Here is a 17,189-nt window from a genome sequence, read left to right on the forward strand (position 1 = left end):
ATCATGGGGCGACGCTGAAAAGGGCGGCCCCATGTTTCACGCCACAGAAACCCTGCACCGCTTCGAGGCCCGCGCCGCGGGCGGCGCGACCTACGAGATCATCGGCGCCAGCTTCGAGGACGCGGCGCTGGAGTTCGCCGACCTGGTCCATGAAGGCGAGGTCGAGCTGACCGATTGCGAAAGCGGCGAGCGCCGCCGCTTCCACGTCGACATCGCCTAGTCGTACCAGGCGCGGCCCGAACGCTCGATCAGGGCGAAGGCGCCGGCCGGGCCCCAGCTACCGGCCGCGTAGGGCTTGGGCGCCATCGAGGATTCGCGCCAGGCGTCGGCGACGCCGTCGATCCACTCCCAGGCGCGCTCGACCTCGTCGCGGCGGACGAACAGCGTGCTGTTGTTCTGGATGACGTCGAGGATCAGCCGCTCATAGGCGATGCGGCGGCGCGAGTTCGGTCCCGAATAGGCCTTGGCCAGCGACAGCGACAGCGGCAGCGACTGCAGGCGCATGCCGCGCTCCGACAGGCCCGGCGCCTTGTTCATCAGCAGCAGCTCGATGTCCTCGTCCGGCTGCAGGTCGATGACCAGCCGGTTGGCGGCCAGGTCGGCCTTGGCCGCGCCCTCGAAGATCGAGTGCGGCACCGGCTTGAACTGGATGGCGATCTGGGTGCGCCGCTCGGGCAGCCGCTTGCCGGTGCGCAGGAAGAACGGCACGCCGGCCCAGCGCCAGTTGTCGATGTCGGCGCGCAGGGCGACGAAGGTCTCGGTTCCGGTCGGCTGGCCGCGCTCGGCCTCGTAGCCCGAGGTGGCCTGGCCGGCGACGACGCCGGGCGTGTACTGGCCGCGGACGCTGACCGTCTGCACCTCGGCGCGGGTCACCGGGCGCAGCGAGCGCAGCACCTTGACCTTCTCGTTGCGGACGCTGTCCGGCTCCATGTCCGACGGCGGCTCCATGGCCACCAGGCAGAGCAACTGGAGCATGTGGTTCTGCACCATGTCGCGCAGCGCGCCGTACTCGTCGTAGTACGGCCAGCGGTCGCCGACGCCCTCGGTCTCGGCCACGGTGATCTGCACGTGGTCGATGGTCAGGTTGTTCCAGAGCGGCTCGAACAGGGTGTTGGCGAAGCGCAGGGCCAGCAGGTTCTGGACCGTCTCCTTGCCCAGGTAGTGGTCGATACGGAAGATGCTGTCCTCGGGGAAGACCTCGGCCACCGCGCCGTTGATCACCTTGGAGCTTTCGAGGTCGCGGCCGATCGGCTTCTCCAGCACGATGCGGGTGCCGGGCCCGGCCAGGCCCGCGCCGGCCAGGGCCGCGCAGACGCGGCCATAGATGCTGGGCGACAGGGCCAGGTAGTAGATCGGGGTCCTGGCCTCGCCGATGGCGGCCTTCAGCTCGGCGGCGCCGGCCGGCGTGGTCGCATCGGCGCCCACATACTGCAGCCGCTTCTCGAAGCGCGCCCAGACCGTGGGCTCCAGCCCGCCGCCGCCGACGCGGGCGGCGACCGCCTCGCGGATCTGGTCGACGAAGGCCTCGCGGGACATCTCGGCGCGGGCGGTGGCGATGATCCCGAAACCCTCGGCCAGGAAGCCGTCGGCGTCGAGATTGTAGAGGGACGGGAAGAGCATTTTCTGGGCGAGATCGCCCGTTCCGCCGAAGAGCACGATCACGTCGGCGAGGGGCTGCTCCGCCATCAGATGTCACCTTTTCGCGAGTAAACGTCTTCGTGTGCGCATAGCGGTGTTCGCACGTGCGACGTCAAGTCCTTCTGACAGGCGTCCGCCCGCCGAGGGGCGGATTTTCGACGGCTTCGGCGCCGGATCGAACAGCCCGGTGGGGCGTTGTCGTTCGGCGGTGGGGCGAAGGCGCGCATGAGTATCGACGAACTGAGCATTGGATTGGATCGACCCCCGACGCGGCTGGCGCTGGAGGGCGCGGCCCTGTTCCTGGACCTGGACGGAACCCTGGCGCCGATCGCCGAGCGCCCCGAGGACGTGGTTCCCGATCGCCGCCGCAACGACCTGCTGAGCCAGCTCGCCGTGCGGATGCATGGACGGCTGGCCGTCGTCAGCGGCCGCTCGCTGGACGACATCGACCGCATCCTGGAGCGCCGGGTCGGCTGCGTGGCGGCGATCCACGGCCTGGTGCGCCGCGACGCCCGCGGCGTGGTCGGCGAGGCGCCGCCGCACCCGGGCCTGGCCTCGGCCCGTGCGACCTTGAGCGACTTCGCCGCCGGCGACCCGCGCCTGCTGATCGAGGACAAGTCCCTGAGCCTGACCCTGCACTACCGGCAGGCGCCCGACCGCGCGCAGGAGGCGATCGACCTGGCCGAGCGGCTGGCCACGGTCACCGGCCTGACCCTGCAGCCCGGCGACATGGTCGTCGAGCTTCGCACCCCCGGCGCCAGCAAGGGCGACGCCATCCGCGCCTTCATGACCGAAGCGCCGTTCAGGGGCGCGCAGCCGATCTTCCTGGGCGACGACCTCACCGACGAGCACGGCTTCTTCGCCGTGCGGCAGCTCGGCGGCTACGGCGTCCTGGTCGGCCCGCAGCGGCGCACCACCGCCATCTACCGCATGGACGGCGTCGAGGACGCGCTCTCCTGGCTGGAGGCCGCGCAATGAGCCGCCTGATCGTCGTCTCCAATCGCGTGACCCCGCCCGCCGGCAAGGGCGAGGAGACGGTCGGCGGCCTGGCCATGGCCCTGGCCGCGGCGCTGCGCGAGTATTCCGGCCTCTGGTTCGGCTGGAGCGGCAAGACCACCCCGGAGTTCACCGGCCAGCTCAACCTGCAGCGGGTCGAGGGGGTGACGGTCGCCACCGTCGACCTCGAGGAGACCGACCTCCACGAGTACTACAACGGCTACGCCAACAAGACGCTGTGGCCGCTGTTCCATTACCGCCAGGACCTGACCGCCTACGACCGCTCGTTCGACGAGGGCTATCAGCGGGTCAACCGGCGCTTCGCCGAGACCCTGGCCCCGCTGATCGAGCCGGACGACCTGATCTGGGTGCACGACTACCACCTGATCCCGCTGGCCCGGGAACTGCGCGAGCTGGGGGTGAAGAACCGGATCGGCTTCTTCCTGCACATCCCCTGGCCGGCGCACCAGTTGCTGACCACCCTGCCGCGCCATCGCCAGTTGGTGGAGGCGCTGTTCGCCTATGACCTCGTAGGCTTCCAGACGCCGGAATACCGCCAGGCCTTCGAGGAGTACGTGCTCAACGAGGCGCGCGGCGTGCTGACGGGGGAAGGCCAGTTGCGGGCCTTCGGCCGCGCGGTGGCGGTGGACGCCTTTCCGATCGGCATCGACGCCGGCGACTTCGCCGAACTGACCCAGAGCGCCACGGCGCGGCGCACCTATGACGTGATGACCGCCCACACCGCGTTCCGGAAGATGGTCATCGGGGTGGACCGCCTCGACTATTCCAAGGGCGTGGAGGAGCGCTTCCTCGGCTTCGAGCGGCTGCTGGCCACCCATCCCGACCTGCGCCGCGAAGTGCTGTTCCTGCAGATCGCGCCGATCAGCCGCGAAGGGGTCGAGGCCTATCGCGAGATCCGCGCCCGGCTGGACGCCCTGTCGGGCCGCATCAACGGCGAGTATGCCGACATCGACTGGAACCCGGTCCGCTACGTGAACCGCAACTACCGGCGCGACGAGCTGGCCGGCATCTACCGGGCCGCCAAGGTCGCCCTGGTCACCCCCTTGCGCGACGGCATGAACCTGGTGGCCAAGGAATTCGTCGCCGCCCAGGACCCGGCCGATCCCGGCGTGCTGGTGCTGTCGCGGTTCGCCGGCGCGGCCAACCAGCTCAAGAGCGCCCTGATCGTCAATCCCAACAGCCCCGAGGACATCGCCGAGGCTTTGCACCAGGCGCTGTCCATGGACCTGATGGAGCGAATCGAGCGCTGGCGCGCTCTCTTCGACAACGTCCAGCGCGAGGACGTCACCGCCTGGCGCGACGCCTTCGTGCACGCGCTCGCCGCCACGCGGGGACCGGACCGCGCACGCAGCGCCGAGGGACCGTTCTATGGCGAACAAGCTCGCCCGCTATCAGTCCATGCGGGACTTCTCCCGGACGGCCGAGCCCAGCGGCCGGGAGACGGTCAAGCCGGCGACGCACCTGCGCTACGTGATCCAGAAGCACGCGGCGACGCGGCTGCACTACGACTTCCGCCTGGAACTGGACGGGGTCTTCAAATCCTGGGCGGTGACGAAGGGCCCCTCCCTAGACCCCCACGAACGTAGGCTGGCCGTCGAGGTCGAGGACCATCCCCTCGACTATGGCGACTTCGAGGGCACGATTCCCAAGGACCAGTACGGCGGCGGCAGCGTCATGCTGTGGGACCGCGGCTACTGGGCGCCCGAGCCCGGGACCGATCCGCACAAGGGCCTGGAGAAGGGCGACCTGAAGATCGTGCTGGAGGGCGAACGCCTGCACGGCGGCTTCGTCCTGGTGCGGATGAAGCGCGACCGCAACGGCGGCGAGCGGAACAACTGGCTGCTGATCAAGCACCGCGACCAGTTCGCCCGCGAGGGCGACGACGACGCCCTGCTGAAGGAGAACAACGCCTCCGTGGCCTCGGGCCGGACCATGGCCGACATCGCCGCCGGCAAGGGCAAGGCGCCGACCCCGTTCATCACCACCGCCAAGGGCAAGGCGGACGGCGTCTGGCAGTCCAAGCCCCGCGACCGCGACAAGGCCGAGAAGGCCCCCGCCCCCAAGCGCGCCGTGAAGGCCGCCGCAGCGCCGGACTTCATCGAGCCGCAGCTCTGCCGGTCGGTGGATCGCCCGCCCCCCGGAAGCGGCTGGGCGCACGAGGTCAAGTTCGACGGCTACCGCCTGCAGGTCCGCGTCGAAGGCGGCCGCGTCACAATCCGCACCCGCAAGGGCCTGGACTGGACCGAGCGCTTCGCCGGCGTCGCGCAAGCCGCCGCGAAACTGCCCGACTGCATTCTCGACGGCGAGGCCGTGGCCTTGAACGGCGACGCGCCCAGCTTCTCGGCCTTGCAGGCGGCGCTGTCGGAGGGGCGCAGCGAGAAGCTGGTCTATTTCGCCTTCGACCTGCTGTTCGCAGGCGGCGAGGACCTGCGCGACCTGCCGCTGAGCGAGCGCAAGGCGAGGCTGAAGGCACTGCTCGGCGGGAACGACGCTCGCCTGCGCTATGTCGAGCACTTCGACGCCTCCGGCGAGGCGGTCTGGCGCTCGGCCCAGCGGCTGGAGCTGGAGGGCGTCGTCTCCAAGCGGCTGGCCGCGCCCTACCGCTCCGGGCGAAGCGAGACCTGGACAAAGGCCAAGCTGCGCGCCGGCGAGGAGGTGGTGATCGGCGGCTGGACCGGCAAGAAGGGCCGCCTGCGCTCCCTGCTGGTCGGCGTCCATCGCGACGGCGCCCTGGCCTATGCCGGGCGGGTCGGCACGGGGTTGGGCGGCGAGGTGGTTCGCATCCTGCTGCCGCGGCTGGAAGCCCTGGCCACCAGCCGGAACCCGTTCACCGGCCCGGACGCGCCGCGCAAGGAAGGCGACGTCAACTGGGCCCGGCCCGAACTGGTGGCCGAGATCGAATTCGCCGGCTTCACCGACGGCGGCAATGTCCGGCAAGGTGCGTTCAAGGGCCTGCGCGAGGACAAGCCCGCCAGCGAAGTGACGGGCCAGGATCTCATCGCCGCGCCCAGGGCCGGCCAGCCGACACAGGCGAGGAAACGCATGGGCGACCCCACCGTGATGGGCGTGACCATCTCCAGTCCCGACAAGGTTCTCTGGCCCGGTTCGTCCGACAGCGCCGAACCGGTGACCAAGCTGGACCTGGCGACCTATCTGGAGGCGGTCGGCCCGTGGATGATGCCCCACATCGAGGACCGGCCCTGTTCGATCATCCGCATGCCCGACGGCCTGGGCGGCGAGCAGTTCTTTCAGCGGCATGCGGGCAAGGGCGCCTCGCCGCTGATCTCGGAGATCGAGGTGTCCGGGGCCGCCTATCTGCAGGTCGACCGCATCGAGGCGCTGGCCGCGCTGGCCCAGATCGGCGCGGCCGAATATCACCCCTCGAACTGCCGCCCCCACGCGCCCGAGACCCCGGGCCGGCTGGTCTTCGACCTCGACCCCGGCCCGGACGTGGATTTCGACGCCGTGGTCGCCGCCGCCCGGGACGTGCGCGACCGGCTGGAGGAGCTCGGCCTGATCGCCTTCTGCAGGACCACCGGCGGCAAGGGCCTGCATGTGGTGACGCCGCTGGCGCCGCCGAAGGGAGACCTCGACTGGCCGACGGCCAAGGCCTTCGCCAGGCGGCTGTGCGAGCGCATGGCCGCCGACGAACCCGATCGCTACGTGGCCAACATGGCCAAGAAGCTGCGCCAGGGGCGGATCTTCCTGGACTATCTGCGCAACGACCGGCTCTCCACCGCCGTGGCCCCGCTCTCGCCGCGGGCCCGCGAGGGGGCGACGGTCTCGTTCCCGCTCACCTGGAGCCAGGTCCGCGCCGGCCTCGATCCGCATCGCTATACGATCCGCACCGCGCCGGGGCTGCTGGCCAAGACCAGCGCCTGGGCCGACTACGCGCAGAGCGAACGGCCGCTGGAGACCGCAATCAAGCGTCTGGCCTGACACATCGCGCCACAGCGCCGCCGTGAAGATGAACCTGAGCCGACCAGGACGGTTCAGGTCAGGCTCAAGCGCGGCCCCTCATGATGGCTCTCAGTTCGATAGGAGAGAACTCATGAGAAAGTTTCTGACCGCCGCCGTCGCCCTGTCCGTCCTGGCCAGCGCGGGCGTCGCCTCCGCCCAGCCGTACCGCGGCGACGACCGCCGCGACCACGCCGAGCGCCACTATGACCGGCGCATGGACAAGGCCGAGCGCAAGTACGATCGCAACGTGCGCAAGGCCGAGCACAGGTATCGCGCCGCCGCCTACCACCGCCCGCCGGGCTACCAGTACCGCTACTGGAACCGCGGCGACCGGCTGCCGCCGGCCTACCGGGCCGAGCGCTACCGGATCGCCAACTACAGCTACTACCGCCTGCCCCCGCCACCGCGCGGCTACTACTACACCCGCGTCGACAACGACGTGGTGCTGACCGCCGCGGCCACCGGCCTCATCGCCTCGGTGATCGTGGGGATGTTCCAGTAGGCCCTCAGGACGCCCGCTTCCGGGCGGGCGTCTTGCGCGGGGCGGCCTTCCCGCCGCCGCCGCGGGGCTCGCTCTTGCGCCGTGGCCCGCCCTCCCCGAGGCTGCGGCGCAGAGCTTCCATGAGGTCGATGACTTCGGCCTCCTGCGGTTCGGGCGCCGGGGCCGTGGCCCCATGGCTGGCCTCCTTCTCGGCGATCAGCTTGCGCAGCGCCTCCTCGTAGCGGTCGGTGAACTCGCTGGGGTCGAAGGGGCCTTCGAGCTGCTCGATGATCTTCTCGGCGATGGCCACCATCTTCGGGTCGGCCTTGACGTCCGGGATGCGGCCGAAGAACTCCGCCGGGTCGCGCACCTCGTTGTTGTTGCGCAGGGTGTAGGCGAGGATGCCCTGGTCCCGCGGCTCCAGCGCCATCAGCCGCTCGCGCTGGTGCATCACCACCCTGGCCAGGGCCAGCTTGCCCGCCCCCTCCATCGCCTCGCGGATCACCCCGAAGGCCTCGGCCGCCATGTCGCCGTCGGGGGTCAGGAAATAGGGGTCGTTCCAGTAGAGCCGGTCGATCTCGGCCGCGTCGACGAAGCGCTCGATGTCGATGGTGCGCGTCGTCTCCAGCCGGACGTTCCGGATCTCCTCGTCGGTGACCACGACGTAGCGGCCCTTCTCGATCTCGTAGCCCTTGACGATGTCGGCCCGGTCGACCGGCCCGGTTTCCGGGTCCGTGGGGATCATGCGGATGCGGTTGTGCGTCTCCTTGTGCAGCATGTTGAAGGAGACGTCGGCGCTGCGCGAGGTCGCCGTGTAGAGCGCCACGGGGCAACTGACGAGCGACAGGCGCAGATACCCCTGCCAGGTGGGACGCGCGGCCATGATCGGACTCCCCTGCGGCCAGAGTCTGAGAACGCCGGGCCCGGCGATTCAGTTCTCGGGCAGGGCCAGGCCAGGCAGGACCAGCGCCTGCTGGGCGTCGAGCTGGGGTTTGCGGAAGCCGGCGCGCAGGCCGCTCTGCGCCCCGAACTCCACCAGTTCGTCGCGGGCCCGATCATAGGCCGGCCAGGCGATGTCGCACTTCGGCGCGCCGGTCCTGGCGAAGGCGACCCAGCAGCCGTGCATCAGGCCGGCCATCGCCCGGTCGTCGGCGGCGACCATGCTCTCGGGCGTGCGGCGGCCCCAGTACTCGAACACGTACTGGATCTCGGCGGCGTGGGCGGCGGTGGTCACGCCCAGCGGCCGGAACCGCGAACCGACATAGGAGAAGTGATAGAGCCAGGCCGGCTTTCCGCCCGCCGCCTGCGCCGCCAGCCAGCGGGCCGGGGCGACCATGTAACGGTCGCCGAAGGCCGCGCGGACCAGGGCCTCGTCGCCCTTCGCCGCTTCGTCGGGATAGGCCGCCTTCACCGACCCCGGAATGGCCGCGGCCATCGTGTCGGCGTCCGGCAGGCGGCGCCCGAGCAGCGAGTCCTCGCCGGAATTGGCCCCGACGATCAGCGGCACGTCGGCCGCGCGGCCGGCGGCGAAGGCCTGGGCCGGCGTCTCCTTGAGCCAGCGCCCGTCGACGAACGGGCCGTAGTCGGCCTGCGCGCCCTCGTCGGCGAGCGCCTGGGCCGGCAGGGCGCGCAGTTGCGCCAGGTCCGTCGCGCCCAGCTTGCTGGCCAGGGCCGCGCCCTCGGCCTCCTTCGCAGCCAGGGTGACGGGACGGCTCCAGCCGCCGCCCGACTGCACGGCGGCCTTGTGGAACAGGCCCCTGGCGCCGGGCGCGGCCAGGATGGCGAGCGTGCTGGCCCCGCCGGCGCTCTCGCCGAAGACCGTGACATTGGCCGGATCGCCCCCGAAGGCGGCGATGTTGCGCTTCACCCATTGCAGGGCCGCGACCTGGTCCATCAGGCCGTAATTGCCGCCCTGGTCCTTTCCCAGGGCCGGATGGGCGAAATAGCCGAGCGGGCCCAGCCGGTAGTTGATCGCCACCAGCACCACCCCGTCGCGGGCGAAGTTCTGGCCGTCATAGATCCAGCCCGCGCCGGTCTTGTGGCCGCCGCCGTGCAGCCAGACCATCACCGGCGCCTTCTTCGCCTCGAGCGGCGCGAAGACGTTGAGCTGCAGGCAGTCCTCGCTGACCGGCCCGTTGGCGCTGCCCTCGTTGGGCGAGCCGTCGGCGTTCATCTTCTGAGGGCAGGAGGGCCCGTTCTGATCGGCGTCGCGCTCGCCTTTCCAGGCGAGGGGCCTTTTCGGCGGCGCCCAGCGCAGCTCGCCGACCGGCGGGGCGGCGTAGGGGACGTTGCGGAAGATCCTGGCCCGGTCGGTCTGCGCGCCGACCAGCACGCCGCTCTCGACCTTGACCCTGGGCGCGTCGGCGTGGGCGGCGCCCGCCAGCGCCAGGCTTCCCATTATGATCGCAGCCAGACGCAGCATGGCGTTCCCCCTCGAGCGGCGCAGGAGGATTCGGCGGACGCGGCCCCAGGTCAAGCTCGGCGCCACCATGAGGTGCTTGACTCTTTCATCGCCAAAACTAGAACAAAAGCAGAACTTGGAGACGAGGAGCATGGTGCCCGATGGCCGCCTGGCGGCGCTCAAGGCCAAGATCGCCGCCATCGAGGCCGGCGGGCGGGCGAACTGCCCGTCCCTGCCGTTCGGCGCCGCCGCCCTGGACGACTGCCTGCCGGGGCGCGGCCTGCCGCTCGGCCAATGGCACGAGTTCGCCGGTCCCGGGATGGAGACGGAACTTGGCGCCTGCCCGGCCGCCTTCGCCGCCCTGGCCGCGGCCCCGCTCGCGCGGCGGGGCGAAGCGGTCTGGATCCTGCGGCGCGACGACCTGTTCGCCCCGGGCCTGGCCGGCCTCGGCTTCCCGATCGAACGCCTCATCCAGGTCTGCGCCCGCGACGAGACCGAGGCCCTGGCGGCGGCCGAGGACGCCTTGGCCACCCAGGGCGTCGCCGCGGTCTTCGCCGAGGTCGAGAGCGTCGACCTCACCGCCGGACGACGGCTGCAACTCGCCTGCGAAAGACATGGGGCCACCGGCTTCGTGATCCGCCGCCGGCCCTATGGCGGCCAGGCCCGCAAGGAGGCCTCGGGCTCGGCCGCCGCCACCCGCTGGAAGATCTCCCCCGCGGCCAGCGAGCCGGAACCCGGGGAATTCGGGCTGGGCCCGCCGCGCTGGCGGGTCGAACTGGAGCGCTGCCGGGGCGGCCGGACCGGCGGCTGGCTCATGGAGGCTGAGGCCGCATACACCTGGGAGGCCGAACATGGCCCGCATCCTCTGCGCCTGGTCGCCGAACTGGGCGATCGCCAACTGGCGCCGGCGCAACGCCTCGCAAGCTGAGACGCTGTTTGGCGGCGATCCCCGTCCCTTCGCCCTGATCGAGACCGTCAAGGGCGCGCGGCGGCTGGCGGCGGTGGACAAGGCCGGCCGGACGCTGGGCCTGTTCGCCGGCCAGAAGGCGACGGACGCCATGGCCCTGGTCCCGAACCTGGTCACCGCCGAGAGCGAGCCGGAGGCCGACGCCGCGGCCCTGGTCGCCCTGGCCGACTGGTCGGTGCGCTTCTCCCACGCCGTGGCCGAGGATCCGCCGGACGGGCTGTTCCTGGACATCAGCGGCGTCGCCCATCTGTGGGGCGGCGAGGCGGAGCTGATGGCCGACTACCGCGCGCGGCTGGCGGCCAACGGCGTCTTCGTCCGCTGCGCGATCGCCGACACGCCCGGCGCGGCCTGGGCTCTGGCCCACCACGGCAAGGGGGCCGAGATCATCGCCCCGCCGAACGGCCAGGCCGACATGCTGGCCTATCTGCCGCCCGCCGCCCTGCGCCTGGAGCCGACCGCCGCGGGCCAGATGGAGCGGCTGGGCCTGCGCTTGCTGTTCCAGATCCTGGGCCTGCCGCGCGCGCCCCTGGCCCGGCGGTTCGGCCAGCAGACCCTGGTGCGGATCGACCAGGCCATGGGGCGGGCGGAGGAGGCCCTGACCTATCGCCGCCCGCCCCATCCCTGGTTCGCGCGCCTGGCCTTCTTCGAGCCGATCAGCGCCCTGGAGGACCTGCAAAGGGTCGCCTTCGACGTCGCCGCCAAGCTGTGCGAGCGCCTGGAACGGGAGGGCCAGGGGGCGCGCCGCTTCCGCATCGCCTTCCACCGGGTCGACGGACGCGCCCTGCCGCTCGAGGTCGGCCTGGCCCTGGCCGCCCGCGATCCCGCCCGGATCGCCAGGCTGTTCGCCCCCAAGCTGGAGGCCATCGACCCCGGTTTCGGCATCGACGTGGTCACCCTGGAGGCCGAAGCCGTGGAGCCGGTCTCCGGCCGCCAGATCCGCCTGGACGCGCGGGCCGAGCCGGCGCGGGAGGATGGCCTGGTTCCCCTGGTCGACCGCCTGACCAACCGCCTGGGCGAAACGCGGATCTGGAAGAGCACGCCGGTGGCGACCCACGTGCCGGAACTCTCGGCCCGGCCCGGCGCGCCTCTGGGCTCCACCGGGCAGGGCTGGAACCCGGAGGCCCCGCGGCCGCTGCGCCTGTTTCGCCAGCCCGAGCCGCTGGACCTGGTCATGGCCCTCACCCCCGACGACCCGCCGCGCCAGTTCCAGTGGCGCAAGCGCCTGCACCGCGTCGCCCGCGCCGAGGGTCCCGAGCGCATCGGCGAGGAATGGTGGCGCGGCGACATCGACGCGGTCAGCGTCGGTCACCTCCGCGACTACTACCGGGTCGAGGACCAGGACGGCGTCCGCTTCTGGGTCTACCGCGAAGGCCTCTACGAAGACGGCGTCCCGGCCCGCTGGTGGCTGCACGGGGTGTTCGGATGACCCGCTACGCCGAACTCCAGACCACCACCAACTTCTCGTTCCTGCGCGGCGCCTCGCATCCGGACGAACTGGTCAGCACGGCGGCCATGCTGGGGCTCGAGGCGATCGGCATCTGCGACCGCAATTCCCTGGCCGGGGTGGTGCGGGCCTGGTCGCAGGTCAAGTTCCTCAAGGAGAACAAAGGTCCGGAGGTCCGCGCCCTGACCGGTTGCCGGCTGGATTTCTCGGACGGGTCGCCTTCGCTTCTCTGCTACCCCTCCGACCGGGAGGCCTATGGCCGCCTGACGCGCCTGCTGACCGTCGGCCAGCTCCGGGCGGAAAAGGGCGCGTGCGAACTCCGCTGGGACGATTTCCTCGATCATGCTGAGGGCCAGCTTGCGCTGGTGGTTCCGCCGGATCGATTGGACGAGCGGTTCGAGGCGGACCTGAAGCGGATCGCCGGCGAGTTGCGCGGCGATGTCTGGCTGGCGGCGACCCGCGGTTACGGCCCTCGGGATCTGCACCGGCTCTCCCGGCTGGCCGTCTTGGCCGAGCGCTCCGGCGCGCGCCTGGTCGCCACCAACGACGTCCTCTATCACGGTCCAGAACGGCGGCCCCTGCAGGACGTGGTCACCTGCATCCGCGAAACCTGCACCATCCACGAAGCGGGCCTGCGGCTGGAAGCCAACGCCGAACGTCACCTGAAGTCGCCCGCCGAGATGGCGCGGCTGTTCGCGCGTTTCCCCGGCGCGGTCGAACGCACGGTGGAGATCGCCGACCGCGTGAAGTTCGACCTCTCCCAGCTTCACTACGAATATCCGGACGAGCCGGTGCCCCCCGGCAAGACTGCGATCCAGCACCTAAGCAAACTGGCCTGGGACGGCGCCAAGACGCGCTATCCGGGCGGGGCGCCGGAAGAGGTGAAGGATCTGCTCCGGATGGAGCTGAGGCTCATCAAGAAGCTGAATTATCCGAACTACTTCCTGACCGTGCACGACATCGTGGTGGAGGCGCGACGGCTAGGCATTCTCTGCCAGGGACGCGGCTCGGCGGCCAATTCCGTCGTCTGCTTCTGCCTGCACGTCACCGCGGTGGACCCGACCAAGCCCGGTCAGGAACTGCTGTTTTCGCGCTTCATCTCGGACGAGCGGCGCGAGCCTCCCGACATCGATGTCGATTTCGAGCACGCGCGCCGCGAGGAGGTGATGCAGTACGTCTACAAGCGCTATGGGCGCGAGCGCGCAGCCATCGTGGCGACGGTGATTCACTATCGCCCCCGTATGGCGATCCGTCAGGTCGGCAAGGCGCTGGGCCTGACCGAGGACATCACCGCCGCCCTGGCGGGCACCATTTGGGGAAGCTGGGGCGACGAGGTGCCGGACAACTATATCGTCCAGGCCGGGCTCGATCCGGAGAACGCCGAGATTCGTCGGGCGGTGAAACTGGCGACGGAACTGCTTCGCTTCCCGCGCCACCTGTCCCAGCACGTCGGCGGCTATGTGCTGACCAAGCGGCGGCTGGACGAGACCGTGCCGATCGGCAACGCCGCCATGAAGGACCGCACCTTCATCGAGTGGGACAAGAACGACATCGACGCGCTGCGCCTGATGAAGGTCGACGTGCTGGCGCTGGGGATGCTGACGGCGCTCAAGAAGAGCTTCGATATGATCCCCGAGAGCGCGCTCGGGAAAAAGGTCACCGATGTCGCTGACCTGCCCCAGGAGGATGCTGAGGTCTACGAGATGCTCAGCCGGGCGGACTCGATCGGCGTCTTCCAGGTCGAGAGCCGAGCGCAGATGTCGATGCTGCCGCGCCTGAAGCCCCAGACGTTCTACGATCTGGTGATCGAGGTTGCGATCGTAAGGCCGGGGCCCATCCAGGGGGACATGGTCCATCCCTATCTGCGTCGACGTGAGAAGAAGGAAGAGGTCGACTATCCTTCGCCCAAGGCGCCGCACGACAAGGATGAACTCAAGGGCATTCTCAAAAAGACCCTCGGCGTGCCGCTCTTCCAGGAGCAGGCCATGCGCCTGGCGATCACGGCGGCCGATTTCAGCGACGCCGACGCCAACAAGCTGCGGCGGTCCATGGCGACCTTCAAGAACCTGGGCAATGTCACGGACTTCAAGGCGAAGTTCGTCGGCGGAATGGTCGAGCGCGGCTATGACGAGGCGTTCGCCGAGCGCTGCTTCAAGCAGATCGAGGGCTTCGGGTCCTATGGCTTTCCGGAGAGCCATGCGATCAGCTTCGCCCTGCTGGTCTACGCCTCGGCCTGGGTGAAATGGCATTGGCCCGACGCCTTCCTGGCCTCGCTGCTCAACAGCCAGCCGATGGGGTTCTATCAGCCGGCGCAACTGGTGCGCGACGCACGCGAGCATGGGGTGGAGGTGCGCGGGCCCGACGTGCTGGCCAGCGACTGGGACTGCACGCTGGAAACAGCGACCGCGCCGGGACGGCTGCGGGCCGTGCGCCTGGGCCTGCGCCAGGTGAAGGGTTTCAATAAGGACGAAGCCGATCGCCTGGTCGCCGCGCGCGCGGCCGGCGTGCGCTCGGTGGAGGATTTCGCGGTCCAGGCCGGGCTCTCCCGCCGCTCGCTGGAACTGCTGGCCGAGGCCGACGCCTTCGCCCCCCTTAGTCTGACCCGCCGCCAGGCGCTCTGGGCGGTGAAGGGGCTGGCCGACGAGACCGGCAGCCTGAAGACCGCGCCGCTGCTGGCGGCCATGGGCGTCAAGGAACACCAGGTCGAGTTGCCGCTGATGAACCTGCCCCAGGAGGTGCAGGAGGACTACCGCACCACCAGCCTGTCGCTGCGCGCCCACCCGGTCAGCTTCTTCCGCGAGAGCCTGGACAGCCTGGGGGCGGTGAAGGCCCGCGAGCTGATGAAGATGGGCGACCGGCGACTGGTCACGGTCGGCGGGCTGGTGCTGGTGCGCCAGCGGCCGGGCACGGCCAAGGGCGTCACCTTCCTGACCCTGGAGGACGAAACCGGCGTGGCCAATATCGTGGTCTGGCAGGACGCCTTCACCGCCAACCGGCGCCTGGTGATGACCTCGTCCTTCCTGGTGGTCCACGGCCAGATCCAGAGCGAGAGCAACGTCGTCCACGTGGTCGCCCGGCGGTTCACCGACCTCTCGCACCGGCTGGCGGAAATGAAGGACGAGGACGGCCCCGCCCCGCGCATCCGCAACAAGGTCGCCGGCGGCCTGATCCGCAGCCGCGACTTCCACTGAGCCCGGCTAAGGCGGCCCCTCCCCCATCAGCCGGCTCAGCCTCTTGGGCGCGATGGCGACATAGCTCTGCCGCAGCCAGGCCTTCAGCGTGTCGAGTTCGGCGAGGATGTCGTCCTCTGGGCCGAAGTCGGCGATGACCCAGTCGTGCTGCTTGTACCAGCCCTTGGCCGGCCGCACGAAGGGCAGGTGCGCGACCATCTCGGCGGAGATCGGCAGCTTGACGGTGATGGTGAGGGCGTCCACCGGCTGGGCCTTGTCGCCGAAAATGGCGAACGTCTTGCCGTTCACGTTCAGCGCGCGCGTCGGCGTCCAGCCCGGAGCTTCTTCCGCGCCCGGCAGGGTGAGGCCATAGGCCGTCAGCTCGGCTTCGGCTTGCTGGTGGGGGGTCATGGCGCCTCCGCAAGGGAGGCAGCGTGCGCGCGGCGCCGGCCGCGGGCAAGAGCCGCCCCTCGCCGGCCATGACCGGCGAGGGGCGCTCCGGAGCTTAGAACCGCAGGGTGCGGGCTTCCTTGACGTGCGGCAGGGCGCGGATCTTGGTCACCAGGTCGTCGCCCGGATCCTGGTCGACGCCGACCAGGGCGATGGCGTCCTCGCCGGCCGAGACGCGGCCGAGGTTGAAGGTGGCGATGTTCACCTCCGCCTGCGCCAGCAGCGCGCCCAGGGCGCCGATGAAGCCCGGCTTATCCTGGTTGTTGACGTAGAGCATGGTCGGCGCGAACGGGGCGTCCAGGTCCATGCCCTTGACCTCGATCACGCGCGGCGCGCCGGCCATCACCGTGCCGGCGAACGAACGCTTGCCCAGCGCCGTGGTGACGGTGATCCGCACCAGGCTGTCATAGATCGGCGAGTCGTCCTGCTTGCTCTCCGAGACGGTGATGCCGCGGTCCTTGGCCACGGCCGGGGCCGAGACCATGTTCACCTCGGCCAGCATCGGGCGCAGCACGCCGGCCAGGGCGGCGGCGGTCAGCGGGCGGGTGTTGAGGTTGGCGACCTCGCCCTCGTAGGCGATGTCCACGGCCTTGACCTCGACGTCGACCATCTGGCCGGCGAAGGCGCCCAGGCGCTCGGCCAGGGCCACGAACGGCTTCAGCTTCGGGGCTTCGTCGGCGGTGACCGACGGGCTGTTGAGGGCGTTGGAGACCGCGCCGGTGAGCAGGTAGTCGCTCATCTGCTCGGCCACCTGCAGGGCGACGTTCTCCTGGGCTTCCAGGGTCGAGGCGCCCAGGTGCGGGGTGGCGATGAAGTTCTCCGCGCCGAACAGCACGTTCTCCTTGGCCGGCTCCTCGACGAACACGTCGAAGGCCGCGCCGCCGATGTGGCCCTCGTCCAGGCCCTTGCGCAGGGCCGCCTCGTCGACCAGGCCGCCGCGGGCGCAGTTGACGATCAGCACGCCCTTCTTGGTCTTGGCCAGGTTCTCGGCCGACAGGATGTTGCGGGTCTTCTCGGTCAGCGGGGTGTGCAGGGTGATGACGTCGGCGCGGGCCAGCAGCTCGTCCAGCTCGACCTTCTCGACGCCGATCTCGACGGCGCGCTCAGCCGACAGGAAGGGGTCGTAGGCGACGACCTTCATCTTCAGGCCGTTGGCGCGGTCGGCGACGATGCCGCCGATGTTGCCGGCCCCGATCAGGCCCAGGGTCTTGGCGTAGAGTTCCACGCCCATGAAGCGATTCTTCTCCCACTTGCCGGCCTGGGTCGAGACGTCGGCGGCGGGGAGCTGGCGGGCCAGGGCGAACATCATGGCGATGGCGTGCTCGGCGGTGGTGATCGAGTTGCCGAACGGGGTGTTCATCACCACGATCCCCTTGGAGGTCGCGGCGGGGATGTCGACATTGTCCACGCCGATGCCGGCGCGGCCGATGACCTTCAGGTTGCCGGCGGCGGCGATGACGTCCTTGTCGGCCTTGGTGGCCGAGCGGACGGCCAGGCCGTCATAGTCGTTGATGATCTTGAGCAGCTCTTCCTTCGACAGGCCGGTCTTCACGTCGGCGTTGACGCCGCGCTGCTTGAAGATCTCGATGGCGGCCGGGCTCAGTTTGTCGGCGATCAGGACGCGGGGCATGGGAATTTCCTTGCGGATAAGGGGATAGGCG

At 70.3% G+C, this 17,189-nt stretch carries 12 protein-coding genes and 1 pseudogene; 8 read left to right on the forward strand and 5 right to left on the reverse strand.

The window, feature by feature from the left end; all coding sequences use genetic code 11:
* The first annotated feature begins 31 nt into the window (after window positions 1-31).
* Window positions 32-220 (forward strand): DUF5961 family protein, encoded by a 189-nt coding sequence (locus tag RTL41_RS03020; protein WP_312161190.1) that lies wholly within the window; start codon window positions 32-34, stop codon window positions 218-220.
* Here the strand turns inward: RTL41_RS03020 and zwf are convergent.
* The gene (gene zwf, locus RTL41_RS03025) at window positions 217-1,686 is read right to left on the reverse strand and encodes a glucose-6-phosphate dehydrogenase (protein WP_312161191.1); all 1,470 of its coding nucleotides are present in this window, start codon (window positions 1,684-1,686) and stop codon (window positions 217-219) included. The two genes, RTL41_RS03020 and zwf, sit on opposite strands and share 4 nt — an antisense overlap.
* Window positions 1,687-1,863: 177 nt before the next feature.
* Here zwf and otsB point away from each other — a divergent pair, with 177 nt between their 5' ends.
* From otsB to RTL41_RS03045, 4 genes and pseudogenes are all read left to right on the forward strand, one after another.
* Window positions 1,864-2,616 (forward strand): trehalose-phosphatase, encoded by a 753-nt coding sequence (otsB, locus tag RTL41_RS03030; protein WP_312161194.1) that lies wholly within the window; start codon window positions 1,864-1,866, stop codon window positions 2,614-2,616.
* Window positions 2,613-3,980 (forward strand): annotated as a pseudogene (gene otsA, locus RTL41_RS03035) (alpha,alpha-trehalose-phosphate synthase (UDP-forming)); the annotation flags it as partial. The gene otsB and the pseudogene otsA, both read left to right, overlap by 4 nt.
* Before the next feature lie 43 nt (window positions 3,981-4,023).
* Window positions 4,024-6,594 (forward strand): DNA ligase D, encoded by a 2,571-nt coding sequence (gene ligD, locus RTL41_RS03040; protein ID WP_312161196.1) that lies wholly within the window; start codon window positions 4,024-4,026, stop codon window positions 6,592-6,594.
* A 112-nt stretch (window positions 6,595-6,706) separates the two neighbouring features.
* Window positions 6,707-7,117, forward strand: a complete 411-nt coding sequence (locus tag RTL41_RS03045) for an RcnB family protein (protein WP_312161199.1) — start codon at window positions 6,707-6,709, stop codon at window positions 7,115-7,117.
* A gap of 4 nt (window positions 7,118-7,121) precedes the next feature.
* Here the strand turns inward: RTL41_RS03045 and RTL41_RS03050 are convergent, their stop codons facing one another.
* Window positions 7,122-7,979, reverse strand: coding sequence for a Ku protein (locus RTL41_RS03050; protein WP_312161201.1), 858 nt, complete (start codon window positions 7,977-7,979; stop codon window positions 7,122-7,124).
* Window positions 7,980-8,027: 48 nt separating this feature from the next.
* Window positions 8,028-9,518 carry a carboxylesterase family protein gene (locus RTL41_RS03055; protein ID WP_312161203.1) on the reverse strand — a complete coding sequence of 497 codons (1,491 nt, stop codon included), beginning with the start codon at window positions 9,516-9,518 and terminating at the stop codon, window positions 8,028-8,030.
* 130 nt (window positions 9,519-9,648) lie between these two features.
* Between RTL41_RS03055 and RTL41_RS03060 the strand changes: the two genes are divergently transcribed.
* The 3 genes from RTL41_RS03060 to RTL41_RS03070 are packed head-to-tail and all read left to right on the forward strand — an operon-like array spanning window position 9,649 to window position 15,099.
* Window positions 9,649-10,425 (forward strand): protein imuA, encoded by a 777-nt coding sequence (locus RTL41_RS03060; protein WP_312161205.1) that lies wholly within the window; start codon window positions 9,649-9,651, stop codon window positions 10,423-10,425.
* Complete coding sequence (locus tag RTL41_RS03065) at window positions 10,349-11,890, forward strand: DUF6504 family protein (RefSeq protein ID WP_409418296.1); 1,542 nt, start codon at window positions 10,349-10,351, stop codon at window positions 11,888-11,890. The genes RTL41_RS03060 and RTL41_RS03065 overlap by 77 nt, the downstream gene beginning before the upstream one ends.
* A complete protein-coding gene (locus RTL41_RS03070) occupies window positions 11,887-15,099 on the forward strand; it encodes an error-prone DNA polymerase (protein ID WP_312161208.1) in 3,213 nt (1,070 codons plus the stop codon). The genes RTL41_RS03065 and RTL41_RS03070 overlap by 4 nt, the downstream gene beginning before the upstream one ends.
* Window positions 15,100-15,105: 6 nt before the next feature.
* Here RTL41_RS03070 and RTL41_RS03075 read toward each other — a convergent pair whose 3' ends face one another.
* On the reverse strand, window positions 15,106-15,489 hold the full coding sequence (locus tag RTL41_RS03075) for an MmcQ/YjbR family DNA-binding protein (protein WP_312161210.1): 384 nt from the start codon (window positions 15,487-15,489) through the stop codon (window positions 15,106-15,108).
* Window positions 15,490-15,583: 94 nt separating this feature from the next.
* Window positions 15,584-17,164 (reverse strand): phosphoglycerate dehydrogenase, encoded by a 1,581-nt coding sequence (gene serA / locus RTL41_RS03080; RefSeq protein ID WP_312161369.1) that lies wholly within the window; start codon window positions 17,162-17,164, stop codon window positions 15,584-15,586.
* Window positions 17,165-17,189 lie beyond the last annotated feature (25 nt).

This window comes from Phenylobacterium sp. (assembly GCF_031984885.1).
Taxonomy (GTDB): domain Bacteria; phylum Pseudomonadota; class Alphaproteobacteria; order Caulobacterales; family Caulobacteraceae; genus Phenylobacterium.

Coding starts and splice junctions, on each gene's coding strand:
- RTL41_RS03060 (WP_312161205.1), top strand. CDS start 9,649: ATGGTGCCCGATGGCCGCCTGGCGGCGCTCAAGGCCAAGATCGCCGCC.
- RTL41_RS03070 (WP_312161208.1), top strand. CDS start 11,887: ATGACCCGCTACGCCGAACTCCAGACCACCACCAACTTCTCGTTCCTG.
- RTL41_RS03020 (WP_312161190.1), top strand. CDS start 32: ATGTTTCACGCCACAGAAACCCTGCACCGCTTCGAGGCCCGCGCCGCG.
- RTL41_RS03055 (WP_312161203.1), bottom strand. CDS start 9,518: ATGCTGCGTCTGGCTGCGATCATAATGGGAAGCCTGGCGCTGGCGGGC.
- otsB (WP_312161194.1), top strand. CDS start 1,864: ATGAGTATCGACGAACTGAGCATTGGATTGGATCGACCCCCGACGCGG.
- RTL41_RS03075 (WP_312161210.1), bottom strand. CDS start 15,489: ATGACCCCCCACCAGCAAGCCGAAGCCGAGCTGACGGCCTATGGCCTC.
- ligD (WP_312161196.1), top strand. CDS start 4,024: ATGGCGAACAAGCTCGCCCGCTATCAGTCCATGCGGGACTTCTCCCGG.
- zwf (WP_312161191.1), bottom strand. CDS start 1,686: ATGGCGGAGCAGCCCCTCGCCGACGTGATCGTGCTCTTCGGCGGAACG.
- RTL41_RS03045 (WP_312161199.1), top strand. CDS start 6,707: ATGAGAAAGTTTCTGACCGCCGCCGTCGCCCTGTCCGTCCTGGCCAGC.
- RTL41_RS03065 (WP_409418296.1), top strand. CDS start 10,349: ATGGCCCGCATCCTCTGCGCCTGGTCGCCGAACTGGGCGATCGCCAAC.
- RTL41_RS03050 (WP_312161201.1), bottom strand. CDS start 7,979: ATGGCCGCGCGTCCCACCTGGCAGGGGTATCTGCGCCTGTCGCTCGTC.